Origin of the sequence: Stenotrophomonas maltophilia group sp. msm4 (assembly GCF_032025605.1) — a bacterium.
Classification (GTDB): domain Bacteria; phylum Pseudomonadota; class Gammaproteobacteria; order Xanthomonadales; family Xanthomonadaceae; genus Stenotrophomonas; species Stenotrophomonas sepilia.
On record NZ_JAVSKK010000002.1, the window covers coordinates 128,230 to 152,500 of the forward strand.

General features: G+C 68.8%; 21 protein-coding genes. 7 read left to right on the forward strand and 14 right to left on the reverse strand.

Annotated elements, in window-relative coordinates; genetic code table 11:
- The first annotated feature begins 75 nt into the window (after nt 1–75).
- The gene (locus ROV93_RS09720; protein WP_005420523.1) at nt 76–828 is read left to right on the forward strand and encodes an SDR family NAD(P)-dependent oxidoreductase; all 753 of its coding nucleotides are present in this window, start codon (nt 76–78) and stop codon (nt 826–828) included.
- Between the two features lie 99 nt (nt 829–927).
- On the opposite strand, the gene ROV93_RS09725 is transcribed toward ROV93_RS09720, so the two are convergent.
- The 4 genes from ROV93_RS09725 to ROV93_RS09740 form a co-directional block, all read right to left on the reverse strand.
- A complete protein-coding gene (locus ROV93_RS09725; protein ID WP_180890732.1) occupies nt 928–1,815 on the reverse strand; it encodes an SPOR domain-containing protein in 888 nt (295 codons plus the stop codon).
- A gap of 21 nt (nt 1,816–1,836) precedes the next feature.
- Nucleotides 1,837–3,525: an arginine--tRNA ligase gene (gene argS / locus ROV93_RS09730; protein WP_072168704.1), complete on the reverse strand. Its 1,689-nt coding sequence runs from the start codon at nt 3,523–3,525 to the stop codon at nt 1,837–1,839.
- Nucleotides 3,526–3,638: 113 nt separating this feature from the next.
- Nucleotides 3,639–4,343: a DNA repair protein RadC gene (gene radC / locus ROV93_RS09735; protein WP_014035697.1), complete on the reverse strand. Its 705-nt coding sequence runs from the start codon at nt 4,341–4,343 to the stop codon at nt 3,639–3,641.
- 70 nt (nt 4,344–4,413) lie between these two features.
- A complete protein-coding gene (locus ROV93_RS09740; protein WP_072168702.1) occupies nt 4,414–5,040 on the reverse strand; it encodes a response regulator transcription factor in 627 nt (208 codons plus the stop codon).
- A gap of 199 nt (nt 5,041–5,239) precedes the next feature.
- Between ROV93_RS09740 and coaBC the strand changes: the two genes are divergently transcribed.
- The 3 genes from coaBC to ROV93_RS09755 are packed head-to-tail and all read left to right on the forward strand — an operon-like array spanning nt 5,240 to nt 9,360.
- Nucleotides 5,240–6,529 carry a bifunctional phosphopantothenoylcysteine decarboxylase/phosphopantothenate--cysteine ligase CoaBC gene (gene coaBC / locus ROV93_RS09745; RefSeq protein ID WP_061478746.1) on the forward strand — a complete coding sequence of 430 codons (1,290 nt, stop codon included), beginning with the start codon at nt 5,240–5,242 and terminating at the stop codon, nt 6,527–6,529.
- Nucleotides 6,526–6,999: a dUTP diphosphatase gene (dut, locus tag ROV93_RS09750; protein WP_061478745.1), complete on the forward strand. Its 474-nt coding sequence runs from the start codon at nt 6,526–6,528 to the stop codon at nt 6,997–6,999. The genes coaBC and dut overlap by 4 nt, the downstream gene beginning before the upstream one ends.
- A 12-nt stretch (nt 7,000–7,011) precedes the next feature.
- Nucleotides 7,012–9,360, forward strand: coding sequence for a phosphomannomutase/phosphoglucomutase (locus ROV93_RS09755; protein ID WP_072168701.1), 2,349 nt, complete (start codon nt 7,012–7,014; stop codon nt 9,358–9,360).
- Nucleotides 9,361–9,456: 96 nt separating this feature from the next.
- On the opposite strand, the gene ROV93_RS09760 is transcribed toward ROV93_RS09755, so the two are convergent.
- The 8 genes from ROV93_RS09760 to pyrE form a co-directional block, all read right to left on the reverse strand.
- Entirely contained in the window at nt 9,457–10,170 is a 714-nt protein-coding gene (locus tag ROV93_RS09760) for a response regulator transcription factor (protein ID WP_005420506.1), read from the reverse strand.
- Complete coding sequence (locus ROV93_RS09765; protein WP_072168700.1) at nt 10,151–12,811, reverse strand: sensor histidine kinase KdpD; 2,661 nt, start codon at nt 12,809–12,811, stop codon at nt 10,151–10,153. The genes ROV93_RS09760 and ROV93_RS09765 overlap by 20 nt, the downstream gene beginning before the upstream one ends.
- Nucleotides 12,812–12,862: 51 nt before the next feature.
- A complete protein-coding gene (gene kdpC / locus ROV93_RS09770; RefSeq protein WP_072168699.1) occupies nt 12,863–13,513 on the reverse strand; it encodes a potassium-transporting ATPase subunit KdpC in 651 nt (216 codons plus the stop codon).
- Nucleotides 13,510–15,567 (reverse strand): potassium-transporting ATPase subunit KdpB, encoded by a 2,058-nt coding sequence (kdpB, locus tag ROV93_RS09775; protein WP_088497602.1) that lies wholly within the window; start codon nt 15,565–15,567, stop codon nt 13,510–13,512. The genes kdpC and kdpB overlap by 4 nt, the downstream gene beginning before the upstream one ends.
- 10 nt (nt 15,568–15,577) lie before the next feature.
- Nucleotides 15,578–17,287 carry a potassium-transporting ATPase subunit KdpA gene (kdpA, locus tag ROV93_RS09780; RefSeq protein ID WP_072168697.1) on the reverse strand — a complete coding sequence of 570 codons (1,710 nt, stop codon included), beginning with the start codon at nt 17,285–17,287 and terminating at the stop codon, nt 15,578–15,580.
- Nucleotides 17,288–17,299: 12 nt separating this feature from the next.
- The gene (locus ROV93_RS09785; RefSeq protein WP_005407770.1) at nt 17,300–17,392 is read right to left on the reverse strand and encodes a potassium-transporting ATPase subunit F; all 93 of its coding nucleotides are present in this window, start codon (nt 17,390–17,392) and stop codon (nt 17,300–17,302) included.
- Nucleotides 17,393–17,613: 221 nt separating this feature from the next.
- Nucleotides 17,614–18,276 (reverse strand): hypothetical protein, encoded by a 663-nt coding sequence (locus ROV93_RS09790; RefSeq protein WP_072168696.1) that lies wholly within the window; start codon nt 18,274–18,276, stop codon nt 17,614–17,616.
- A 19-nt stretch (nt 18,277–18,295) separates the two neighbouring features.
- Nucleotides 18,296–18,955 carry an orotate phosphoribosyltransferase gene (gene pyrE, locus ROV93_RS09795; protein WP_005420471.1) on the reverse strand — a complete coding sequence of 220 codons (660 nt, stop codon included), beginning with the start codon at nt 18,953–18,955 and terminating at the stop codon, nt 18,296–18,298.
- Between the two features lie 161 nt (nt 18,956–19,116).
- Between pyrE and ROV93_RS09800 the strand changes: the two genes are divergently transcribed.
- The 3 genes from ROV93_RS09800 to ROV93_RS09810 all read left to right on the forward strand — a co-directional run bounded on the left by ROV93_RS09800 (nt 19,117) and on the right by ROV93_RS09810 (nt 21,527).
- The gene (locus ROV93_RS09800; RefSeq protein WP_069140053.1) at nt 19,117–19,917 is read left to right on the forward strand and encodes an exodeoxyribonuclease III; all 801 of its coding nucleotides are present in this window, start codon (nt 19,117–19,119) and stop codon (nt 19,915–19,917) included.
- A complete protein-coding gene (locus ROV93_RS09805; protein WP_049413991.1) occupies nt 19,914–21,218 on the forward strand; it encodes an MFS transporter in 1,305 nt (434 codons plus the stop codon). Before ROV93_RS09800 ends, ROV93_RS09805 begins: the two co-directional genes overlap by 4 nt.
- A 78-nt stretch (nt 21,219–21,296) precedes the next feature.
- Nucleotides 21,297–21,527 (forward strand): hypothetical protein, encoded by a 231-nt coding sequence (locus ROV93_RS09810; protein ID WP_005420465.1) that lies wholly within the window; start codon nt 21,297–21,299, stop codon nt 21,525–21,527.
- A 74-nt stretch (nt 21,528–21,601) separates the two neighbouring features.
- Here ROV93_RS09810 and ROV93_RS09815 read toward each other — a convergent pair whose 3' ends face one another.
- Both ROV93_RS09815 and ROV93_RS09820 read right to left on the reverse strand, forming a co-directional pair.
- On the reverse strand, nt 21,602–22,729 hold the full coding sequence (locus ROV93_RS09815) for an anhydro-N-acetylmuramic acid kinase (protein ID WP_072168741.1): 1,128 nt from the start codon (nt 22,727–22,729) through the stop codon (nt 21,602–21,604).
- A 65-nt stretch (nt 22,730–22,794) separates the two neighbouring features.
- Nucleotides 22,795–24,267 (reverse strand): peptidoglycan DD-metalloendopeptidase family protein, encoded by a 1,473-nt coding sequence (locus ROV93_RS09820; RefSeq protein WP_072168695.1) that lies wholly within the window; start codon nt 24,265–24,267, stop codon nt 22,795–22,797.
- Between the last annotated feature and the right edge of the window lie 4 nt (nt 24,268–24,271).

The following is a 24,271-nucleotide window of genomic DNA, read 5'->3' on the forward strand; positions in this document are numbered from 1 at the left end:
ACTGGACGGCGGGCACCTCAGGACGGGCCGGGAATGCCAGAATGGGCGTCCGGTTTTTCCCCCTGGAGTTGCCTGATGACCCGCACTGTCCTGATTACCGGCGCCACGTCCGGCTTCGGCGCCGCCGCCGTCCACCGCTTCGCCCAGGCCGGCTGGAAAGTGATCGCCACGGGCCGCCGCAGCGAACGCCTGCAGCCGCTGGTCGAGCGCTACGGCAAGGACGTGGTGCACGCCGCCGCCTTCGACATCCGCGATGCGGTGGCGATGGAGGCGGCCCTGCTGGCGCTGCCGCCGGCCTTTGGCGAGATCGACCTGCTGGTCAACAACGCCGGCCTGGCGCAGGGCACCGCGCCGGCACAGAGCGCCACGCTGTCGGACTGGACCACGATGATCGACACCAACATCACCGCGCTGGTGACCCTGACCCATCGCCTGCTGCCGCAGCTGGTGGAGCGCAAGGGCGCGATCATCAACATCTCGTCGGTGGCCGGCGTCTACCCGTACCCGGGGGGCAACGCCTACGGTGGCACCAAGGCCTTCGTCAGCCAGTTCTCGCTGGGCCTGCGTTCGGACCTGCACGGCACCGGCGTGCGCGTGACCACGATCGAGCCGGGCATGGCCGAAACCGAATTCACCGTGGTACGTACCCATGGCGATCAGAACGCCTCGGACAAGCTGTACAGCGGCGCCAACCCGATGACCGCCGAAGACATCGCCGAGCAGATCTTCTGGGTGGCCAGCCTGCCGCCGCACCTGAACATCAACCGGCTGGAGCTGATGCCGGTCAGCCAGTCGTTCGCCGGATTCCAGGTCGCCCGCGAGGGCTGACCGGAGTCGTAATCGCTTTTTGTAGAGTCGAGCCATGCTCGACTCTACAGAAACAAGAAAGCCGGGCACTGCCCGGCTTTTTCATTCACATCGGCAGGCTTACTGCGCCTTGATCGCCATCGCCTGCAGGCCGGTGCCATCCAGCTTCTGCTTGGCTTCGGACAACTCGCCGGCACTGCCGTACGGGCCCATGCGCACGCGGTACACGGTCTTGCCGTTGATCTGCGCCGACTCCACGCGTGCCGCCAGGCCCATCATGGCGAGCTTGGCCTTGGTGGCTTCGGCGTCACCGGAAGCACCGAAGGCTCCTGCCTGCAGGATGTAGCGGGCGTTGTCGGCGGCCGCCGGTGCAGCAGCGGATGCCGGCGGTGCCGACGCGGCGGGCGCGCTTTCCGCGCGCGGCGCTGGAGTGGCGGCCGCCGTGCTGGCCGACGGGGTTGCCGCGGTCGGGCGCTCGTTCAGCGGTGCCGGCAGCGGACGGTTGGTCGCGGTTACCGGCGCAGTGCTTGCGACGCTGGCCGTTGCGGTCGGTGCCGGCGTGGCCGTACTGGCCGGCGGTACCGGCTTGCCCTCCAGCGCGGCCTGCGCGCGCGACGCTTCGGCCTTGGCCCGGCGCTGATCCTCGGCGCGCGCGCTGGCGGCCAGTTCGGTGTCGGACATTTCCACTTCCTTGCCCGGCAGCAGGGTGTAGAAGTCGTACTGCGTCGCGGCGGGCTTCTCCGGTTCGGCCGGCTTCGGCGTGGCCGGCTGCGCGGCCGGCTGGCTGCCGACATCGCTGTCGGCATCAGCGACCGGGGCCGGCTGCGCGTTCGGGTTCGGCTGCGGACCGGCACGCAGGAAGCCATCGCCTTCGCCCTTGAACAGGTTCGGCGCCGCCAGGAACACCACGGCGGCGATCGCCACACCGGCCACCAGCCACACCCATCCGGGGGTGCCCTGGCTGCTGCTGTTGCGTCGTGCCTGGGTTTTGCCGCGTCGTGCTGCCATGTGTACTGCGTCTCCTGATGCTTACATTTTTTCCGGGGCACTCACGCCCAGGAGTTCGAGGCCGTTGGCCAGCACCTGGCGCGCCGCGCAGGCCAGGGTCAGCTTGGCGTTGCGATCGGTGGCGTCGTCCACCAGCACCGGCGTCCCGTGATACCACGTGTGGAAGGCATGCGCCAATTCACGCAGGTACTGCGCCACCAGGTGCGGCTCCAGCGCCACGCCGGCCGCTTCCACCACTTCCGGATACCGCGAGATCTCGTTCATCAGCCCCAGCGAGGCATCGTCGGCCAGGCGGCCCAGATTGGCCAGGCCATTGCCCTGCTCGTACACAAGGCCCTTTTCCTGGGCCTGGCGCAGCAGGCTGCAGACGCGGGCGTGCGCGTACTGCACGTAGAACACCGGATTGTCGTTGCTCTGCTGGCGGGCCAGGTCGATGTCGAAGGTCAGCTGCGAATCGGGCTTGCGCGCGATCAGGAACCAGCGGGTCGCATCGCGGCCGGCCTCCTCGATCAGGTCGCGCAGGGTGAAATAGCTGCCGGCACGCTTGGACAGCTTCACTTCCTCGCCGCCGCGCATGACGGTGACCATCTGGTGCAGCACGTATTCCGGCCAGCCCTGCGGGATGCCCACTTCCAGCGCCTGCAGGCCGGCGCGTACGCGCGCCAGCGAGCCGTGGTGATCGGCACCCAGTTCGGTGATCGCGCGCTCGTAGCCGCGCTGCCACTTGGACAGGTGGTAGGCCACGTCCGGTACGAAGTAGGTGAAGGTGCCGTCGGACTTGCGCATCACGCGGTCCTTGTCGTCACCGAAATCGGTGCTGCGCAGCCACAGCGCGCCGCCTTCCTCGTAGGTGTGCCCGGAGGCCTGCAGCTTGGCCACGGCCTCGGCGACCTTGCCATCGGTGTACAGCGAGCTTTCCAGGAAGTAGATGTCGAAGTCGACGCCGAAGGCGGCCAGGTCCAGGTTCTGCTCGTTGCGCAGGTAGGCCACGGCGAAGCGACGGATCGACTGCATGTCGTCCGGGTCCTTGGCGCCGACCACCAGCGTGCCTTCCAGGTCAACGCTGGCGCCGGCCATGTAGGCGCGGGCAACATCGGCGATGTACTCACCGCGGTAGCCGCCTTCCGGCCAGCCTTCCTGGTCCGGCGCAATGCCCTTCACGCGGGCCTGCACCGACAGCGCCAGGTTCTCGATCTGCACGCCGGCGTCGTTGTAGTAGAACTCGCGCTTGGCGTTCCAGCCGTTGGCATCGAGCACGCGGGCCACGCAGTCGCCGATCGCCGCCGCGCGGCCATGGCCGACATGCAGCGGGCCGGTCGGGTTGGCCGACACGTACTCCACGCCCACCGTGCGGCCGTTGCCGGACAGGTTGCGGCCGTAGTCGTGGGCTTCCTTGATGACCGACGCGGCTTCGCGCTGGTACGCAGCCGGAGCCAGGTGGAAGTTGATGAAGCCGGGGCCGGCGATCTCGACCTTGCTGACGTCCTCGCTGCGCGGCAGCGCCTCGACCAGCGCCTGAGCCAGTGCGCGCGGATTGCTGCGCGCGGCCTTGGCCAGCAGCATCGCGGCGTTGGTGGCGAAGTCGCCATGGTCACGGGTCTTCGGGCGCTCGACCACGAAGTCCGGCGGCAGGGAGTCGGCGGGCAGGGTGCCATTGGCGCGCAAGGCTTCGATGCCTTGGCTGATCAGGGCGCGGAGGAGATTTTTCACGAGGCCTGCTGTGAGAATGAGCGGCGGAATCGCCCATTTTAGCGCAGATACCCGCGCCCACGCTGACCAGAACATGCCTGCGGGGGTTCCTGCCCGGCCCTGGTCAGGCCCGCTCAGCCGAACAGGCGTGGCTGGGGCGGGGACAGCAGGCCCCGTTCAGCAAACGAAACGGGGCGGCCTTCGCCGACCACGAAGTGGTCCAGCAGGCGTACGTCCACCAGTGCCAGCGCCTGCTGCAGTTCATCGGTGATCCGGGTATCGGCGCCGGAGGGTTCCGGGTCGCCGGAGGGGTGGTTGTGGCTGAGGATCACCGCTGCCGCATTGTGCAGCAGGGCTCGCCGCACCACCTCGCGGGGGTAGACCGGGGCGGCATTGATGGTGCCCTGGAACAGTTCCTCGCAGGCGATCAGCCGGTGGCGGTTGTCCAGGAACAGCGCCATGAAGATCTCGCGGGCCTGGCCGCGCAGGCGGTGCTGCAGGTAGCGGCCGACCGCGGCCGGGTTGTTGCCGACCGCCTCGCCCTGCTGAAGCTCGGCGGCCAGGTAGCGATGGGCCAGTTCCAGGCCGGCGGCCAGTGCACAGCTTCGTGCCGGCCCCAGCCCCGGCAACCGGGCCAGCTCGCGGGCCGGGCGGTCCAGCAGCACGCGCAGCGGGCCATGCGCCTGCAGCAGGTCGCGGGCGGTCTGCACCGCGTCGCGTCCACCGAAGCCGGAGCCGAGAAACAGCGCCAGTAGCTCTGCGTCGGACAACGTGGCGGGGCCGCGGGCGATCAGCTTCTCGCGGGGACGTTCCTGCTCGGGCCAGTCATGGATGGGCATGCCTGCATCATCGCCAGCGCGGGTGATGCGTCCCATCAGGGCAGGACGCACGCCCGGGTAGGCTGTTGCCTCAGTCGCGTCGCGACTGCAGATAGGCGAACAGCTCCTGGTTGTTCTGCAGCCCCAGCTTGCGCTTGGCTTCGGCCTTCTGCCGGCTGATCGTTTTCGGGCTGCGGCCGCAGTGGACGGCGATGGCGTTCACTTTCAGCCCGGCGGCCAACAGGTCCAGCACTTCCTGTTCGCGGGCCGACAGCGCCGCCGGCTCACGCGCGAACATCAGGTCGCGCGCCTGCAGGTGGTCGCGCAGCTGCTGCGAGACGAACACCTGCCCGGCCATGGCCGCGTTCAGGGCCTGCGGCAACTCGCCGAAATCGGCGCACTTGTCGACCAGGCCACTGACACCTTCACGCAGCAGGCCATCGAGCAGGCCGGGGTGACGGGCGCCGGTAAGCACCACCACGGGCATGCCCGGGTGGCGTTCGCGCAGCTCAGCGATCAGTTCCGGGCCATCCGGGCCGGTGCCCGGCATGGAGAGGTCGGTCAGCACCGCGTCGCAGCCGTGGTGCTCGACCAGCTGCAGCAGCTGGGCGCCGTCACGCGCGCTGCCGACGACCTCCATCAGATGGGTCTGCAGCACGATGCGGATGCCGTGCAGGACGACGGGATGGTCGTCGGCGATGATGATGCGCGGGTGCACGCGGAATCCTCGAAAAGCGAAGCGGCACACCTGCGGTGGCCACTGACGATTCTGCAAACGTGGCCGGCCAACAGGTATAGGAAAGTTCCGAATCGCAGTGTCTTGAACCCCGGAAGCGTTGTGGCGCAAGTCCCATCTGCTGATAGCCGCCCGCTATGTGTGCCGTGTACCGGGACATTGCCGACCATCGGGTAAGCTAATGCCCTCGTTTGCACAGGAATTCCAGGTGGCTGACTCCCCCAACGCTTCCCCCGCGCCGGCCCGCGCGCTGGAAGGCCAGAAACTGCTGTTGTGCGTCGGAGGCGGGATCGCGGCCTACAAGGCCCTGGAGCTGGTGCGGCGCCTGCGCGATGCCGGTGCCCAGGTGCAGGTGGCGATGACCGCCGGTGCCCAGCAGTTCGTCACTCCGCTCAGCTTCCAGGCCCTGTCCGGGCAGCCGACCCGCACCACGCTGTGGGACAGCGCCGCCGAGCAGGCCATGGGCCACATCGAGCTGGCCCGCTGGGCCGACCGCATCGTGGTCGCGCCGGGTACCGCCGATCTGCTGGCGCGGCTGGCCCAGGGCCATGCCGATGACCTGGTCAGCACCCTGTGCCTGGCCAGCACCGCACCGCTGACGATCTGCCCGGCAATGAACCACCGGATGTGGCTGCATCCGGCTACCCAGGCCAACATCGCCCTGCTGCGCCAGCGCGGTGCGCAGGTGATCGGCCCGGTCGATGGCCCGCTGGCCGAAGGTGAATCCGGTCCCGGCCGGCTGGCTGAACCGGGCGACATCGTGGCCGCGCTGGTGGCCAATGGCGGTACAGCTGCGACGGTTGCCGCGCCGGAAACCCGTGCCCTGCAGGGCTTGCGCCTGCTGATCAGTGCCGGCCCGACCTACGAAGACATCGATCCGGTGCGCTACGTCGGCAACCGCAGCAGCGGCAAGATGGGCTTTGCCCTGGCCGCTGCCGCCGCCGCGCTGGGTGCGCACGTGGTGCTGGTCAGCGGCCCGGTCCAGCTGCCGACGCCACCGGGCGTGCAGCGCATCGACGTGCGCTCGGCCGCGCAGATGCGCGATGCCGTACTGAAGTCGCTGCCCGCCGACATCTATATCGGTGCCGCCGCAGTGTCCGACTACACCCCGCGCCAGGTCGCCGCGCAGAAGCTGAAGAAGACCGCCGACAGCCAGTCGCTGGTGATCGAGCTGGTGCGCACGCCGGACATCCTGGCCGAAGTCGCCGCGCAGACGCAGTCGCTGAAGCTGGTGGTCGGCTTTGCCGCCGAGACCCACGACGTGGAGAAATATGCACGCGGCAAGCTGATCGACAAGCGCCTGGACCTGGTGATCGCCAACCAGGTCGGCATCAGTGGCGGTGGTTTCGAGAGCGACAACAATGCCGCCACGGCCTTCTGGCAGGACGGTGAACAGGTATTCCCGGCCACCTCCAAGCGCGAACTGGCCGAACAACTGCTGGCGCTGATCGCGCGGAGACTCCAGGCATGACCCAGGCATCCCTTTCCCGGCCGCTGCAGGTCAAGCTGCTCGATCCGCGCTTTGGCGACAGCTGGCCGCTGCCGGCCTACGCCACCGAAGCCAGCGCCGGCATGGACCTGCGCGCGGCGCTGGATACCGCACTGACCCTGCAGCCGGGCGACACCGCGCTGGTGCCCAGCGGCCTGGCCATCCACATTGCCGACCCGAACCTGTGCGCGGTGATCCTGCCGCGTTCGGGGCTGGGCCATCGGCACGGCATCGTGCTGGGCAATGGCACCGGCCTGATCGATGCCGACTACCAGGGGCCGCTGCTGATCAGCGTCTGGAACCGTGGCCGCGAGGCCTTCACCATCGAGCCCGGCGATCGCATCGCGCAGCTGGTGGTGGTTCCGATTGCCCGCGTCAGCCTGCAGGTGGTGGATACTTTCACCGACAGCGTGCGGGGCACGGGTGGATTCGGCCATACCGGGGTGCGTTGACAGGGGACATCGATGAGCGGCATCGGGGAAGGACAGCGGGGACGGTCGTTGGGTCGCAGTGCACCACTACTGGGGGTGCTGCTGATCCTGCTGGCCGGCTGGTTCGGATGGAGCGCGGTGCAGCAATGGCGGCAGGAGGCCAACGGCCAGGCGCTGGAAGAAGCGCGCGACCAGGCCGTGCAGGGCCTGCAGCAGGCCGCTGCAGGCCAGTTGCAGCAGCTGCAGCAGCAGTTGAAGAACGATCGCGTGCAGCAGGCGCTGCAGGCCGGCGATGCCGCTGCAGCGGCGCTGGCCGTGCGCGAGAGCTGGACCGGGGTTGAGCAGGTCGAGGTGCTGACGGCCGATCTGGCCAACGCCTATGCCGATCCGGCCACCTTCGGGTATGCACGCCTGGCCCTGCTGGAAGCGGCGGTGGCTGAGGGCAAACCCAGCCTGCGCGTCGTCCGCGATGGTGGCAGCAATCGCCTGGGCCTGGCTGCGCCAGTGCAGCTGGGCAGCCTGGGGCCGGCCGTGATCTATGTCCGCCAACCGCTGCTGCGGCTGACCTCGCCGCTGGACCAGGTGCGTGCGCCGTCCGCAGGCTTCCTTGGCCTGCGCCAGGGTGGCTTCGATCTGGTCACCCAGGGCGACGCGGGCCTGTCCGAAAGCGCCGAAGCGCTGGCGCGCCCGGTTGCAGGCACGCCGCTGCGACTGGTCGCGTCGGTACCGAATGTCGACGCCGGTCCGCTGGGCCTGGGCGCGCTGGCCAGCGCCATTGTGGCGTTGCTGCTGGCGTTCATTGCCGTGTTGCTGGTGGTGGGACGTGACCGACTGCCGAAGTCGCTGCCCTTGCCACGCCGCGCCGCAGCGTCCGAGGCCGACCATGGCCCGACCCTGAGCGAGAGCCTGCAGCAGGCGCCGCCACCCGTGGCCGCTGTGACCGGCAGTGGCGATGCCGCGCCACCGCCGCCACCGCCGGTGCCGGCCGAGGAGCTGGCCGCCGGCATCTTCCGCGCTTATGACATCCGCGGCGTGGTGGGCAGTGAACTGACACCGAAGACCGCGGCGCTGATCGGCCAGGCCATCGGCACCGTGGCACTGGAGCAGGGCCTGCGCGAGGTGGTGATCGGTCGCGATGGCCGCCTGTCCGGACCCGAGCTGACGGCCGGGCTGGCCGAGGGCCTGCGCCGTGCCGGCTGCGCGGTGATCGACATCGGCCTGGCGCCGACCCCGCTCGTGTACTACGCCGCCTTCCATCTGCGTACCGGCACCTGCGTGGCAGTCACCGGCAGCCACAATCCGCCCGAGTACAACGGCTTCAAGGTGGTCATTGGCGGCGAGACGCTGTCCGGCGATGCCATCACCGATCTCTACCAGCGCATCGTCGAGGGCCGCCTGGTGCAGGCCGCCGAGCCCGGTGACTACCAGCAGCGCGATGTCAGTGCCGACTACATCCAGCGCATCGCCGATGACGTGCAGCTGGACCGCCCACTGAAGGTCGTGGCCGATGCCGGCAATGGCGTGGCCGGCGCACTGGCGCCGCAGCTGCTGGAAGCGATCGGCGCCGACGTCATTCCGCTGTACTGCGATGTCGACGGCACCTTCCCCAACCATCATCCCGACCCGAGCGAACCGGCCAACCTGGAAGACCTGGTGCAGACGGTCAAGCGCTTTGGCGCCGATCTCGGCGTGGCCTTCGATGGCGACGGCGACCGGCTGGGCGTGGTGACCGGCGAAGGCCGGATCATCTACGCCGATCGCCTGCTGATGCTGTTCGCTGCCGATGTGTTGATGCGCAATCCGGGCGCGATGGTGATCTACGACGTGAAGTGCACCGGCAAGCTGTCCGACCATGTGCTGCGCAACGGTGGCAGCCCGCTGATGTGGAAGACCGGGCATTCGCTGATGAAGGCGAAGATGCGCGAGACCGATGCCGAGCTGGCCGGCGAGATGAGCGGCCACTTCTTCTTCAAGGAACGCTGGTTCGGTTTCGACGACGGTCTGTACGCCGCTGCGCGATTGCTGGAGATCCTGGCCCAGCGCGAGGAAACCCCGGACGAGGTGCTGGGCGAACTGCCGGAAATGGTCGCCACGCCGGAGCTGAAGGTACCGGTGGCCGACGGGACGCCGCATGCCCTGGTGGCGATGCTGGTGGCGGCGGCGCAGTCGCCGGACAACCCGTATGTGGGTGGCCGCCTGTCGACCATCGATGGGCTGCGCGTGGACTTCGCCGATGGCTGGGGCCTGGTGCGTGCCTCCAATACCACGCCGGTGCTGGTGCTGCGGTTCGAAGGCAACGACGAGGCCGCACTGGAACGCATCCAGGCCCTGTTCCGCAGCCAGCTGCAACCAGTGCTGGGCGACACCCCGCTGGGGTTCTGACCCCTTTGGAAGCTGCAGCAGAATGGGTAGTGCCGGCCGCAGGCCGGCAAGCCCATGAACCTCACACACCCTGCAGTTGCCGGCCAGCGGCCGGCACTACCCCTTGAACCGCAACCCCACGCCCGGCTCGGTGAACAGGTAGCGCGAATCCAGCGCCGAATCGCCCAGCTTGTGCCGCAGCTTGCCGACCAGGATGCGCAGGTAGTGGGTGTCGTGCTGGTGGGTCGGCCCCCAGATCTCCTGCAGGATCTGCGGCTGGGTCACCACCCGCCCGGCATTGCGCAGCAGCAGCGACAGCAGCGCGTATTCCTTGCGGGTCAACGCCACCGGTTCACCCTGCAGGGCGACTTCGCGACGCACCAGGTCCACGTGCAGGTGGCCATCGTCGAACACCGGCGGCGTGCCATCGGTCGGCACGCTGCGCGTGCGCAGCAGCGCCCGCACGCGCGCCATCAGCTCCTGCGTGCCGAACGGCTTGGTCACGTAGTCGTTGGCGCCGGTATCCAGTGCGCGCACCTTCTCGGCTTCGCCGGCGCGCACGGTCAGCATGATCACCGGCACCTGGCTCCACTGGCGCAGCTGTTCCAGGACCTCGTGGCCTTCCATGTCCGGCAGGCCGATATCGAGGATCACCAGGTCCATGTCCTCGCTGGCGGCCAGCTGCAGGCCTTCCTGGCCGGTGGCGGCCTGCCGCACCTGATAGCCCTGCGCGCGCAGGCTGATGTCCAGGAACCGGCGGATCTGGGTTTCATCATCGATCACCAGCACGCGTGCGGCCGGCACGCTGGCATCAATCGGGGTCGGGCTCATCGTGGGAGGCTGGCTTGAGCAGGGGCAGGGTGATGCGGATCAGGGTACCGCGACCGTCGCGTCCGGGCAGCGCCTGCACGCTGCCGCCATGTGCGCCGATCATGCCCTGGCAGATGGTCAGGCCCAGGCCGGTGCCGTGGCGGCCTCGGTCACCGCGCTCGACGCTGTAGAACATGTCGAAGATGCGCGCGCGCTCGTCATCGGGAATGCCGGGGCCGGCGTCGATCACGTCGATGCGCAGCTGGCCGTCCAGCTCGCGCGCCTGTACCTGCACGGCGGCGTCGGGCGGCGAGAACTTGGCCGCGTTCTCCATCACGTTGAACACGGCCTGTTCGACCAGCGCCGGGTGCACCCAGATCGGTGCCAGCGTGGCTGGGATGTCCAGCTCCAGCCGCACCTTTGGCTGGTAGCGCTGCAGGCGCCGTGCCGCCGAGCCGATCAGCTCGTCCACGCCGATCCAGTCGCGGTTGATCTTCAGCCCTTCATGACCCAGCCGGGTCATGTCCAGCAGATTCTGGATGTAGCGGTCCAGCCGTTCGCCCTCGACCAGGATGGTGTCCAGCAAAGCACGGCGATCGGCTGTATCCATGGCCGCACCGTAGCTGGCCAGGCTGTCGGCCGACCCGATCATCGCCGCCAATGGCGAGCGCAGGTCGTGCGACACCGAGGAGAGCAGCGCCGAGCGCAGCCGCTCGGTCTCGTTGCTGACGTGTGCCTGCTCCAGTTCCGCCACCAGCCGGGTACGCAGCGCGGCCTGTGCGATGTCATCGACCATCGCTTCGGCCAGCTGCCGCTGTTCGGGCAGCAGGCGCGCCTGTGCGCCGGGCAGGTACAGGCCGGCCACGCCGATCGCACGGTCTTCGCCGTCCAGCAACGGCAGGAACCACCATTGCGCACCGGCCAGGGTATCGGTGAAGCGCCCACTGGGCTGGCCGTGGCGCAGTGCCCAGTCGGCGGCAGCCAGGTCGGTATCGCCAGGCTGGTTGCGGCCACCGGCGGCGGTATCGGTGCCGATCCGCAGCCACGCCGGCACGTCCAGGGCCTGCTCCAGCGCATGCCGGCCCGCCTGTGCCACCTCGCCGTTGCCGGCCGCGCTGGCCAGCTGACGGCCCAGCTGCTGGCGCGCACGCGCATGGCGGTTGGCCGCACGCAGCGCAATCACCTGCATGCGCAGGCGCGAGGCCAGGCGCCCGGCCACCAGTGCCGCGGCCAGGAACAGGAACACGGTGATCACGCCCTGGCGTGCACCGATGGCGAAGGTGAAGCGCGGCGCGATGAACAGGAAGTTGTAGGCCAGGAAGCACAGGATCGCGGCCATCACCGCCACGCTGGCGCGCGTGCGTGCAGCCACCAGCACCACCGCGACGATGAACACCATCGACAGGTCGGCCATGCCCACCCAGTGTTCGGCCAGCCACGCCACCGCACAGGCCAGCGCGGTAGCGATCAGGGCTTGTGCCGGTTCATGACTGATACCGCGCATTGGCGGCAGCAGGCTCTCGCGGCGCGAGCGTGCGCGTGCCTGCGGCGTGCTGATGATGGTGATCTCGTAATGCGCGCCACGCTGGATCAGCTGCTGGGTCAGGGTGCGGTTGAACATCCGTGCCAGTGGACGTTCGCGGGTCCGGCCCAGCACCAGGGTCGACACGCCGTTGTGTGCGGCATGGTCGAGCAGGGCATCGGCGATGCTCGATCCGTGCAGCAGTTCGGCGTCGCCGCCCAGCCGCCGTGCCAGCGCGAAGGCCGCATCGATCTCGCGCCGGGTCGCCTCGTCCTGGCGCCGGCCCTGCACGGTCACTACCGTCCACGGTGCGTCGCGGCGCTCTGCGATGCGCCGCGCCACGCGCACCAGGTATTCGCTCTGGCCGCCCCCGTCGATGGCCACCAGAACGCCGCGACGCAGGGGCAGATTGCCTTCGCCACGCGCGGCGCGGGTTTCGCGCAGGCTGCTGTCGACGCGGTCGGCGGCTTCCTGCATCGCCAGTTCGCGCAGCGCGGTCAGGTTGGCTGGTGAGAAGAACGCCTGCAGTGCCTGCGCGGCCTGTTCGGGCACATAGACCTTGCCCTGCTGCAGGCGAGCGATCAGTTCGCGCGGCGGCAGATCGACCAGCACGATGTCGTGCAGGCGGTCGAGCACGCCGTCGGGCACGGTCTCGCTGACGCGCACGCCGGTGATCCGCATCACCACGTCGTTGAGGCTTTCCAGATGCTGGATGTTGACCGTGGTCCAGACGTCGATGCCGGCGTCCAGCAGCTCCATCACATCCTGCCAGCGCCGCTCATGGCGGCTGCCGGGCGCATTGCGATGGGCCAGTTCATCCACCAGCACCAACGCCGGATGCCGTGCCAGCACGGCATCCAGGTCCATCTCCTGCAGGGCATGGCCGTGATAGGCCACGTCCTTCAGCGGCAGCTGCGGCAGGCCCTCCAGCAGGGCCTGGGTATCGGTGCGTCCATGGGTTTCCACCAGGCCCACCACCAGGTCGACGCCGCGGCGCAGCTGTTCCTGCGCGCGGGTCAGCATGGTGTAGGTCTTGCCCACGCCCGGCGCCGCGCCGAGGAACACGGTCAGCTTGCCGCCGGCTTCGCGTTGCAGGCCTTCAACCAGGGCATCGGCCTGGCGGGTACGTGCATCAGTCATGGGGGCCGCTGTCATGGCCACCATTGTGCGCGCAGCGGGTACAGCCCGGCATCACGGCGTCTTGGCTGCATGGTCCAGCGCGAAGTTCAGCGTCACCACGTTCACCCGTGGCTGGCCGAACAGGCCCCACTGGCGCCCTTCGGTATGCGCCTGCACCAGTGCCTGCACGCGCTCCACTGGCAGGCCACGGGCACGCGCTACGCGCGCCACCTGCAGCTGTGCGGCGGCCGGCGACAACTGCGGATCGAGACCGCCGCCGGACTGGGTTACCAGATCGGCCGGAACCTGCGCTGGCGCGACACCTTCCCGTGCAGCCACCGCAGCGGTGCTGGCAGCGACGCGCTCGGCCAGCGTGGGGTTGCTGCGCGCCATGTTGGAACCGGCCGCAGCCATCGGGTCGTAGTTGGCCGCCGACGGACGCGCCTGGAAGTAGCCATCACCGGTGAACGGCTGCGCCAGCCACGCCGAGCCGCGCACCTGGCCGTTGCCGTCGCGCAGCAGGCTGCCCTCGGCCTGGGTCGGGTAGGCCAGGCCGGCGAAGCCGGTGGCGATGCCGGCGTAGACCGCGCCGGCCAGCAGCAGGGTGGCCAGGCCCAGGCCGATCGCCGGGCGCCAGCTTGCGCCATCCTGCAGGCTCGCCACGCGGGCCTCGGCTTTCTGTTCGCGGGGAAGGGAAGACGAAGTGGAAACAGTACGGTTCATGCGCCGAATACCAGGACAAGAAGGAGGTCGATCGCCTTGATCGCTGCGAACGGCAGCAGCACGCCGCCGAGGCCGTACACCAGCATGTTCCGGCGCAGCAGCGCGGTGGCGGTGGCCGGGCGGAAGCGCACGCCACGCAGGGCGAGCGGAATCAGGGCGGGAATCACCAGGGCGTTGAAGATCAGCGCTGCCAGCACCGCATTGCGCGGGCTCGACAGCTGCATCACGTTCAGTGCAGCCATGGCCGGAACCGCAGCGGCAAACAGCGCCGGCAGGATCGCGAAGTACTTGGAGACGTCGTTGGCCAGCGAGAAGGTGGTCAGCGCGCCACGGGTGATCAGCTGCTGCTTGCCCACCTCCACCACCGCCAGCAGCTTGGCCGGGTCCGAATCGAGGTCGACCATGTTGCCGGCCTCCTTCGCCGCCTGCGTGCCGGAGTTCATCGCCAGGCCGATGTCCGCCTGGGCCAGCGCGGGAGCGTCGTTGGTGCCGTCGCCGACCATCGCCACCAGCCGGCCGCCGGCCTGCTCCTGGCGGATGCGCGCCAGTTTGTCCTCCGGGCGGGCCTCGGCGATGTAGTCATCGACGCCGGCTTCGGCAGCGATGGCAGCGGCGGTCAGCGGGTTGTCGCCGGTGATCATCACCGTGCGGATGCCCATCGCGCGCAGCTGCGCGAACTTCTCGCGCATGCCGTGCTTGACCACGTCCGACAGCTCGATCACGCCCAGCACGTGGCGACCCTCGGCCACCACCAGCGGGGTGGCGCCATTGCGCGCCACCTGCTCGACGCGACCGGCCAGTTCCGCCGGCACGTTGCCGCCCAGCGCCTGTACGTGGGCGCGGATCGCATCGGCGGCACCCTTGCGGATCTGCCGGCCATGTTCCAGGTCCACGCCGGACATGCGGGTCTGTGCACTGAACGCCAGGTACTCGGCATGGTCCGGCTCGGCGGTGGCGCAACCCTGCTCGCGCGCCAGGCGTACGATCGACTTGCCTTCCGGGGTCGGGTCGGCCAGCGAGGACAGCAGCGCCGCTTCACGCAGCTGGCTGGCGTCGATGCCGGCCAACGGATGGAAGTGGCTGGCCTGGCGGTCGCCGTAGGTGATGGTGCCGGTCTTGTCCAGCAGCAGCACGTCGACGTCGCCGGCCACTTCCACCGCCTTGCCCGACTTGGCCAGCACGTTGGCAGCCAGCGCACGGTTCATGCCGGCGATGCCGATGGCCGGCAGCAGCCCGCCGATGGTGGTCGGGATCAGGCATACCAGCAGCGCGATCAGCAGCAGCGGATCGACCTGCACGCCTACCGCCGCACCGATCGCCGGCAGCGTCGCCACCACCACCAGGAAGGTCAGCGTCATCGCTGCGAGCAACAGGGTCAGCGCGATCTCGTTCGGCGTCTTCTGACGGTTGGCACCTTCCACCAGCGCGATCATCCGGTCCAGGAAGCTGTGCCCCGGCTCGGCGGTCACCCGCACGATGATCTGGTCGGACAGCACCTTGGTGCCGCCGATCACGCCGGAACGGTCGGTACCGGCCTCGCGCAGCACCGGGGCGGATTCGCCGGTCACCGCCGCCTCGTTGATGGTGGCCAGGCCCTGCACGATCTCGCCATCGGCCGGCACCAGCTCACCGGCACTGACGATCACATGGTCGCCCGGGCGCAGCTCGGCGGCAGGTACCTGGGTTTCCGCAGCCCCCGGCTGCGGCGCGGCCAGGCGGCGCGCCACCAGATCCTGGCGAGCGCGGCGCAGCGATGCGGCCTGGCCACGGCCACGCGCCTCGGCCACTGCTTCGGCGAAATTGCCGAACAACACGGTCACCAGCAGGATCGCGGTCACCGCCAGGCCGAAGCCCAGCGGCGCATTGCCGGTCAGTGTGACGATGGCGGCGACGATCGTGCCGGCCATCACCACCGCCATCACCGGGCTGCGCACCAGGTGCATCGGCGATAGCTTGCGTACTGCTTCGACCAGCGCACGGCGCAGGCCGGCGCCATCAAGCAGCGCAGGGCGCGGGGCAAGGGAACTACGGGTGGAACTTGCGTGGGTACTCATCGGGGTGTCCTTAGTGCAGTCCCAGGCTGAGGTGGTCGGCGATCGGGCCGAGTACCAGCGCCGGCATGAACTGCAGCACGGTCAGGATGACGATCACCGAGACCAGGGTCAGGGCGAAGGTCGGGGTTTCGATCTGCAGGCTGCCGGCAGACTCCGGCGCCTGGCGCTTGGCGGCCAGCTGCGCGGCCACCACCAGCGGGATGATCAGCAGCGGGAAGCGGCCCAGCAGCAGCACCAGCGAGCAGCTCAGGTTCCACCACAGCGTGGCGTCGCCCAGCCCCTCGAAGCCCGAGCCGTTGTTGGCGTAGGCCGAGACGTACTCGTAGAACACCTGGCTGATGCCATGGAAGCCAAGGTTGGGGGTAGCGGCCAGCCCGGGCACGGCCAGGGTGATCGCGGTGAACACCAGCAGGGTGATCGGCTGCAGCAGCACCAGCAGGGCCAGCAGGCGTACCTGTGGCGTCTCCAGCTTGCGGCCGAACAGTTCCGGCGTACGTCCAGTCATCAACCCGGCCAGGAACACGCCCAGCAGCAGGTACACGATGAACTGCTGCAGGCCACAGCCGATGCCGCCCCAGATCGCGCTGACCAGCATGTTGACCATCGCGATGCCGCCACTCAGCGGCGCCAGCGAGTCATGCATGCCGTTGACCGAACCGTTGGAGACCTGGGTGGTCACCGCCGCCCACAGCGCCGTGCCGTCGGCGCCGAAGCGCACCTCCTTGCCTTCCATCAGCAGCGGCGTGGCGGCGCTGGCACTGTGCCCTTCGCTCCACATCATCGCGCCGGTGGACAGCAGCGACATGCCCAGCATGCAGCTGAACACCAGGGCGCCGAACCGGCGCCGGCCGGTGAACGCACCGATCATGAAGATCACCGCCATCGGCACCAGCAGGATGCCGACGATCTCCAGCGCGTTCGACAGCGGGGTCGGGTTTTCCAGCGGGAAGCTGCTGTTCGGGCCGTACCAGCCGCCACCGTTGGCGCCCAGCTGCTTGGCCGCAACCATCGCCGCCACCGGGCCGAGCGGCAGCTTCTGTCCGGCCATGCCGGCGCTGGCATCGATCGGCGTGGCCTGCGGGCCACCGGCCATCGTCGACGGCACGCCCTGGCTGGTCAGCAGCAGGGTCCACACCAGGCACAGCGGCAACAGGAAGCGCACGCACAGGCGCACCACGTCCACGTAGTAGTTGCCCACCGCCACCTGGCGGTCATCGCCGGTGCTGGTGGCCGCCGCAGCCTGCGGCGCACGCGAGAACAACGCGCGCAGCGTGGCCACCGCCAGCGCCAGGCCCATCATCGGTGTCACCACCTGCAGGCCGGTGATGCCGGTCATCTGCGAGAGGTAGGACAGCTGCGCCTGGCCCGAATAGTGCTGCTGGTTGGTGTTGGTCAGGAACGAGATCATCGTGTGCAGCGCGGTGTCCCAGCGCATGTTCGGGATCTGGTCCGGGTTCAACGGCAACCAGGCCTGGGTCATGAACACCGCCTGGGTCAGTACGGCGACCACCACGTTGCTCAGCACGAAGGCCAGCACGTAGCCGCGCCAGGACATCGCGCGCGAGGGATCGACGCCGAACACCTTGTACAGCGGCTTCTCGATCCAGTTGAACAGCACGTCGGCCCTCATCGGCGTGCCGCGCATCACCCGCGCCAGGTACAGGCCCAGCGGCCACGCCAGCAACAGGCTGGCGGCAATAATCACAAGCATCTCGGTCATGGCAGGCTCCGCTCAGAACGACTCGGGCCGCAGCACGACATAAAGGAGATAGGCGGCGGCGACCAGCACCAGCACGCCACACAACAACGACAGCCAGGGGGACATTGCAATAGCGTCCTGGTGGAACCCCTCCACCTCAGGCCGTCATCGTCGTCCTGCCGCCCATAAACGCACTACGCGCCGGACCGTGCCGACGCGTAAAGAGTGCATAAATTCCGTGGGCCAAGCCATAACCAGGCGCCGCCTACTGTAGAACCGGGCCCATGCTGGGCTGCTCTTTCCCAAGGTCACGCGGAGCCGAGCATGGGCTCGACTCTACAAGCGAATCACGGTGCCTGGCTTGCTGGCGCCACGCCCTTCAGCTCGCGATAACGCTGCAGGGTGCTTTCAATTTCCGCCTTCAGCGCCTGCTGCTGCTGCAGGAACCCGGCCTGCAGGCGCTGCTGCGCCTGCAACTGCACGTGCCGCTGACGGATCGCCTCGGCCTGCTTGTCGGCGACCTTGCCACCGGCCAGTTCTCGGTCACCGGCGGCCGACAGCAGCGCCACCAGTGATTCGCGCAGGCTGGTGACGTTGTACTCGGCGGTCTTGAGGTTGTTGTCCAGCACTTCCTGGCGCTCGGCGAACACCCGGCGCAGGTCCTCCTCGCTGCCATAGGTGGACAGCATCGCCTGCTCGGTACGCTGGCGGGTCTGCTCAGCCATCAGGTCCAGCTGCTGCTGCTGCGCCGCCGTGCTGGCCGCGGCACGCTCCTCGTCGGTCAACGCGCGCTGGACCTGCGCATTGCGCAGGCCGCTCTTCGCGTTGAACTCCTCGCGGGCGTGATTGACCGCATCGGCTGGCAGCGAATCGCTGCAGATCCGCTCCTTGCCCTCGTTCCAGCAGTACAGCTTCTTTTCCACCTTGCCGCCGTCGCGCGACTGCGCCGGCACGGTGGACGGCACGGCCAGCAGCAGGCCGGCAAAGAGAACGGCAGGAACTCGGGACATGACCTTTCCCCTGGGTCGGTCAGCGGATCGAACGGACGCCGTACTGGGCCCGGTAGGCTTCCAGCGGCTGGCGGTAACCCACAAGTTCCGGGTTGCCGGAGGCGAAATCAAGCAGATCGGCCAGCGACGCCACGGCGATCACCGGAATCCCGGCCTCTTCGGCCACCGACTGCGCCGCCGAGCGGCGGTCGGTTTCCGAGGCGATCTCCTGGCGGTCCAGGGCTACCACGATGCCGGCTGGGGTGCCGCCGGCAGCGCGGATGATGCCCAGCGCTTCGCGGATCGCGGTACCGGCGGTGATCACGTCGTCGACGATCAGCACGCGCTTGCCATTCATGTCAGCGCCGATCAGCTGGCCACCTTCGCCGTGGTCCTTGGCTTCCTTGCGGTTGAATGACAGCGGCAGGTCGCGGCCGCGCTGGGCCAGCTCGCAGGCCATCGCGGTGGCCAGCGGGATGCCCTTGTAGGCCGGGCCGAACACCACGTCGTACTTGATCCCGCTGGCATCGATGGCATCGGCATAGCAGGCGCCGAGCTGGGACAGCAGCGAACCGGAGTCGAAACGGCCGGCGTTGAAGAAATAGGGGCTCAGCCGGCCGGACTTGAGGGTGAACTGGCCGAAGCGCAGGGCGTCGGCGGTCAGGGCCAGCTGCAGGAAACGGTGGCGGTGGTCGCTCATCAAAACTCGATTCATCTTCATTTGGAGCACAAATCCTAATCCAGCTGGGCGTTTCGCGCTCGTCCGGCCCCGCGTGAAGCCTGTCGCGGCGTTGCCTGGCGGACTGCGCAGCCCCACGGGCAACCGGTATGCTTGCCCGGTTTCCCGCCGCAGGTCCCCGCATGCGCATCATCAGTTTCAACGCCAATGGCATCCGTTCCGCCGCGACCAAGGGCTTCCTGGACTGGTTCCGGGCCCAGGACGCCGACGTCCTGTGCATCCAGGAAACCAAGGCCCAGGAAGACCAGCTGACCGACCCGATGTTCCGTCCGGATGGCCATCACTGCTTCTACCGCGACGCCATCACCAAGAAGGGCTACAGCGGCGTGGCGATCTACAGCAGGCGCGAGCCGGACCAGGTCATCACCTCGCTGGGCTGGGCCCCGTTCGACGACGAAGGCCGCTACATCGAGGCGCGCTACGGCAATCTCAGCGTGGTCTCCTTCTATATTCCCTCCGGCAGCTCGGGTGACCTGCGCCAGGGCTTCAAGTTCGAAGTGATGGAATGGCTGCGCCCGATCCTGGAGGAGTGGGCGCGCAGCGGCCGCGACTACGTGCTGTGCGGCGACTGGAACATCGTGCGTTCGGCGCTGGACATCAAGAACTGGAAGTCCAACCAGAAGAATTCCGGCTGCCTGCCGGAGGAACGCGACTGGCTCAACGCCCTCTGCGCCGACCACGGCCAGGCCACCGATGTCGCCGCCGGCCGCGGTTGGGCCGATGCCTACCGCCTGCTCAATCCCACCGGCGAGGACTACACCTGGTGGAGCAACCGCGGCGCCGCCCGCGCCAACAACGTCGGTTGGCGCATCGACTACCAGTTCATCACGCCGGGCCTGCGCGACAAACTGCGTAGCTGTTCGATCTACCGCGACGAGCGCTTCTCCGACCACGCCCCGTTCACCGTGGACTACGACCTGTGACCGAGGCCGCCACACCGGTCAGCTACAAGGGCTGGGCAGGCATCAAGCGCGCCTTCGGTACCCCGTCGGCGCTGACCATGGCCATGCTTGGCTTCGGCAGTGGCCTGCCGTTCCTGCTGATCGCTTCGCAGACGCTGTCCACGCGCCTGCGCGACGTCGGCCTGGACCTGGGCAGCATCGGCCTGATCAGCCTGGCCAGCTTCTTCTACCTGCTCAAGTTCCTGTGGGCGCCGCTGCTGGACCGCTATGCATTTCCGCTGCTGGGCGCGCTCGGCCGCCGCCGTTCGTGGCTGCTGGTATCGCAGGTGCTGGTGCTGGTCGGCCTGGTCGCACTGGCCTTCGTGCGGCCGGAAGAGGGCGTCTGGCCACTGGTGATGTGGGTGCTGGTGGCGTCGTTCGCTGGCGCCACCCAGGACTCGGCGGTCGATGCCTACCGTATCGAGATCGCTCCGCAGACCGCGCAGGCCGCGCTGGCGGCCACCTATACGCTGGGCTACCGGATCGGCCTGATCCTGGCCGGCGCCGGCGCGCTGTACCTGGCGCAGTTCGAAGGCTGGATCGTCGCCTACCTGGCGATGGCCGCGCTGATGCTGCTGCCGATCGTCACTACCCTGCTGTGCGCCGAGCCGGAGCGCCCGGCCACGGCGGTGCAGCGTCGCATCGATATCGCCGAAGCCTTCGTCCAGCCCATCTCCAGCTTCTTCAGCCGTAATGGCGTGGCGTTGGCATTGGTGCTGCTGGCCTTCGTCGGCCTGTTCAAGTTCCCCGATCAGGTGATCGGCGTGATGGCCGGGCCGTTCTATCTCGATTCGGGGTTCGACAAGGCCGACATCGCCACCGTGTCCAAGCTGTTCGGCGTATGGATGGGGATCGGCGGTGCGTTCCTGGGGGGTATTGCGGTGGCCGCATTCGGCTTCCGGCGCATGCTGCTGGTGGCCGCACTGGGCGTGGCGATGTCCAACCTCGCCTTCCTGCTGATGGCGCACAACCCAGGCAAGCTGTGGGCGTTCTATGCCGCGCTCAGTGCCGACAACCTGTTCCAGGGGTTCGCCGGCACCGTGCTGGTGGCCTTCATGTCGTCGCTGACCGACCGCAACTTCACCGCCACGCAGTACGCATTGCTGGTATCGCTGGCCAACCTGCCGGGCAAGTTCATCGGCGGTGTCTCCGGATACATCGTTGAGGCGACGTCCTACAGCACGTTCTTCATCCTCAGCTCGGTCACTGTGGTGCCGACCCTGCTGCTGCTGGCCTGGCTGTGGCCGCGGATCGCCGACCGCGGGCCGCCACCGGTCGCCTGATTGCCTGCCCGCCCGGACTGCGGGATCATCGCCCCCGACGCGCCGAGGGGGCGGTGCCTTGCGAACGGGGAAGTGAGCATGGCCGACGTTGTGCTGCGGGACCTGGACCCGCTGCTGCTGGAACGTATCAGACGTGTCGCGGTCGCCCGCGGCTGGACCCATGAACAGACCTGCGCCGCCTTGTTGGAGCAGGGCCTGTTCAGCAGTGAACTGGAGGTCCGCTCCGGTTTCGGCGATCCCGAAGTGGACGCCCTCTCCGATGCGATCGCCGCCTTGCAGGCCTTGCCCGCAGGGCAGGGCTTCGATTAGCGGCTTTGTAGAGGTAGAGCCGAGCCCACGCTCGGCTGCCCGGTGAATCCACGCCCTGCGTGGATGGCGCCACCTCACGCCAGGTGGATTGCCCCCAGGATCCGCGGCCCCGTCGCCCCGGTCACGCTCGGCAGGTTGCCGGCCAGCCCGTCCATCGTCCGCTGCGCCAGCCAGGCAAAGCCCATCGCCTCCACGTACTCCGGGTCCAGCCCGTGCACCGCGCTGGACTCCACCTGCACCTCCGGCAGCCGCGCCGCCAGGCGCTTCATCAGTTGCCGGTTGCGTACGCCGCCGCCACAGACCAGCAGGCGCCGGGTCTGGGGCTGCTGCGCCAGCAGCGCATCGGCCACGGTTGCCACGGTCAGCTCCAGCAGCGTGGCCTGCACATCGGCGGCGGCGTACTGGCCTTCCCCCATGTGCGCCTCGGCCCAGGCCAGGTGGAACTGCTCGCGCCCGGTGCTCTTCGGCGGCGGCAGCGCGAACCACGGGTCCGAACGCCAGCCGGCCAGCAGGCCCTCGTCCACCGCGCCACTGGCGGCATACGCGCCATCGGCATCGAAGGTACGGCCGGTGTGGCGCTGGCACCAGGCATCCATCAGCGCGTTGGCCGGGCCGGTATCGAAGCCGCGCACCGCGCCTTCGCGCGGGATCAGGGTCAGGTTGGCGATACCGCCCAGGTTGAGCACGGCACGGTCCTCGTCGGCGGCGCCCAGCATGCCCAGGTGGAAGGCCGGCATCAGCGGCGCGCCATGTCCCCCGGCCGCCACGTCGCGGCGACGGAAGTCGGACACCGTGGTGATTCCGGTCAGCTCGGCGATGCGGTTGCCGTCGCCCAGCTGCACGGTGAACGCCGGATCGGCCAGCGGGCGGTGGCGCACGGTCTGGCCGTGCGAGCCGATCGCGCGCACCTGGCTGCGATCCACGCCGGCTTCGGCCAGCAGCTGGTTGGCAGCCTCGGCGAAGTTGATCGCAATCCGCGCGTCCAGTTCGCCCAGCTCCTCCAGCGAATCCAACGGGCCACCTTCGCCCAGCGCCACCAGCCGCGCGCGCAGCACCGGTTCCCAGCGGGCGGTCAGGCCGTGCACGAAGCGGCAGCCACCGCCCGCGGGAAACTGCACCAGCGCAGCGTCGATGCCGTCGGCGCTGGTGCCCGACATCAGGCCAAGGTACAGGGGGGCGTCAGCGTCGGCAGTGGTGTTCATGGCGGGCATAAAAAAGGACGCGGCAAGCTTGGGCTGCCGCGTCCTTGTTCGTCAACGCAGCGCGCTCAGCCGCGCTTGCGGCCGGTCGACTGCTTGTCCTTGGCGCTGGCCACCTCGGCGGCGGCCTCGTCGCGGCTGGTCGGTGCCGGGCTGGCATCGGCGTAGATCAGCTTCTCCATGCCCTGGATGCGGGCCATCGCCGGCGCGGTCTGCGCGCGGAAGGCGACCAGCTCGGCGCCCTTCAGCGGCTCCGGCGGCGGCATGGTCACGGTCAGCGGGTTGCGGTGCTCGCCGTTGACGCGGAATTCGTAGTGCAGGTGCGGGCCGGTGGCCAGGCCGGTCGAGCCGACGTAGCCGATCACCGTGCCCTGGGCCACGCGCTGGCCGGTCTTGATGTTCGCAAAGCGCGACATGTGGCCGTACAGGGTGGTGTGGCCGCGACCGTGGTCGAGGATCACCACATTGCCGTAGCCGCGCTGCACGCCGGCGAACTGCACGCGGGCGTCGCCGGCGGCCATGATCGGGGTGCCGGTGCGCGCGGCGTAGTCCACGCCCTTGTGCATGCGCATCTTGCCCAGCACCGGGTGCTTGCGTGCGCCGAAGGTCGAGCTCAGCCGCGCGAACGGGATCGGCATGCGGATGAAGCTCTTCTTCAACGAACGGCCGTTGATGTCGTAGTACTCGGACTTGCCGTTGCGGTCGAAGCGGAAGCCGGAATAGGTCTTGCCCCCGGTGGTGAAGGTCGCCGCCAGGATCTTGCTGGTGTCCACCTTCTCGCCTTCGCGCCAGGTCTCGTCCATCACCACGCTGAAGCGGTCGCCCGGCTGCAGGTCCTTGGAGAAGTCGATGTCGTACTTGAAGATGTCGTCGGTCATCGTCGCGATCGCCGACGGCGACAGCCCGGCCCGGCGGGCCGCGGCATACAGCGAACTGGTGATCTCGCCGCTGGTGACCACGGTACGCGTGGAGGTCTCGCGCCGCGTCACCTGCTCCTTGATGTCATCGCCGGTCAGGCTCAGTTCCACCCGGTTGTCGGCGTCGCGATCGAAGCGGATGCTGCGCAGGTCGCCGGACAGCGGCATGTCGAAGGCGATCTCAGCGCCCGGGCGCAGCTTGGTCAGCGCCTCGCGCGCACCGGGGTGCTCCAGCACCCGGTGCAGGGTGCTGGCCGGAATGCCGGCCTTGTCGAACAGGTCGCTCAGCGTCTGGCCGCGCTGGATGCGCAGCACCTGCCAGCTGTCGCCCGGCACCTGCTGCTGGCGGGCCATGGTCAACGGCGGCAGCGGCAGCGCCAGGCTGGTGTGGCTGTCCGCGTAAGGCGCATCAATGGTGTGCGAGAAACCGGGGACGATCGTCGCCACCAGGGCGCCGATGGTCGCAAACAGGCTGGCGTGCATCCAATGGCGGCGGGTCCAGCGCTCATTGAAGGCGGCGGGAAGGTGTTGCCTGAGCTTCCGATGCAGGGCGTTGTCGTGCAGGACGTGAAGGCGTTCCTGGAAGCGCTGCTTGCGTGCGCGCCCTTGTTCGGAATTGTGCATCGGC

Bases quoted from the DNA above. Each gene is read 5' to 3' on its own strand.
- ROV93_RS09720 (WP_005420523.1), top strand. From the start codon at position 76: ATGACCCGCACTGTCCTGATTACCGGCGCCACGTCCGGCTTCGGCGCC.
- ROV93_RS09725 (WP_180890732.1), bottom strand. From the start codon at position 1,815: ATGGCAGCACGACGCGGCAAAACCCAGGCACGACGCAACAGCAGCAGC.
- radC (WP_014035697.1), bottom strand. From the start codon at position 4,343: ATGCCCATCCATGACTGGCCCGAGCAGGAACGTCCCCGCGAGAAGCTG.
- coaBC (WP_061478746.1), top strand. From the start codon at position 5,240: ATGCCCTCGTTTGCACAGGAATTCCAGGTGGCTGACTCCCCCAACGCT.
- dut (WP_061478745.1), top strand. From the start codon at position 6,526: ATGACCCAGGCATCCCTTTCCCGGCCGCTGCAGGTCAAGCTGCTCGAT.
- ROV93_RS09755 (WP_072168701.1), top strand. From the start codon at position 7,012: ATGAGCGGCATCGGGGAAGGACAGCGGGGACGGTCGTTGGGTCGCAGT.
- ROV93_RS09760 (WP_005420506.1), bottom strand. From the start codon at position 10,170: ATGAGCCCGACCCCGATTGATGCCAGCGTGCCGGCCGCACGCGTGCTG.
- ROV93_RS09765 (WP_072168700.1), bottom strand. From the start codon at position 12,811: ATGACTGATGCACGTACCCGCCAGGCCGATGCCCTGGTTGAAGGCCTG.
- kdpC (WP_072168699.1), bottom strand. From the start codon at position 13,513: ATGAACCGTACTGTTTCCACTTCGTCTTCCCTTCCCCGCGAACAGAAA.
- kdpB (WP_088497602.1), bottom strand. From the start codon at position 15,567: ATGAGTACCCACGCAAGTTCCACCCGTAGTTCCCTTGCCCCGCGCCCT.
- kdpA (WP_072168697.1), bottom strand. From the start codon at position 17,287: ATGACCGAGATGCTTGTGATTATTGCCGCCAGCCTGTTGCTGGCGTGG.
- ROV93_RS09785 (WP_005407770.1), bottom strand. From the start codon at position 17,392: ATGTCCCCCTGGCTGTCGTTGTTGTGTGGCGTGCTGGTGCTGGTCGCC.
- ROV93_RS09790 (WP_072168696.1), bottom strand. From the start codon at position 18,276: ATGTCCCGAGTTCCTGCCGTTCTCTTTGCCGGCCTGCTGCTGGCCGTG.
- pyrE (WP_005420471.1), bottom strand. From the start codon at position 18,955: ATGAGCGACCACCGCCACCGTTTCCTGCAGCTGGCCCTGACCGCCGAC.
- ROV93_RS09800 (WP_069140053.1), top strand. From the start codon at position 19,117: ATGCGCATCATCAGTTTCAACGCCAATGGCATCCGTTCCGCCGCGACC.
- ROV93_RS09810 (WP_005420465.1), top strand. From the start codon at position 21,297: ATGGCCGACGTTGTGCTGCGGGACCTGGACCCGCTGCTGCTGGAACGT.
- ROV93_RS09815 (WP_072168741.1), bottom strand. From the start codon at position 22,729: ATGAACACCACTGCCGACGCTGACGCCCCCCTGTACCTTGGCCTGATG.
- ROV93_RS09820 (WP_072168695.1), bottom strand. From the start codon at position 24,267: ATGCACAATTCCGAACAAGGGCGCGCACGCAAGCAGCGCTTCCAGGAA.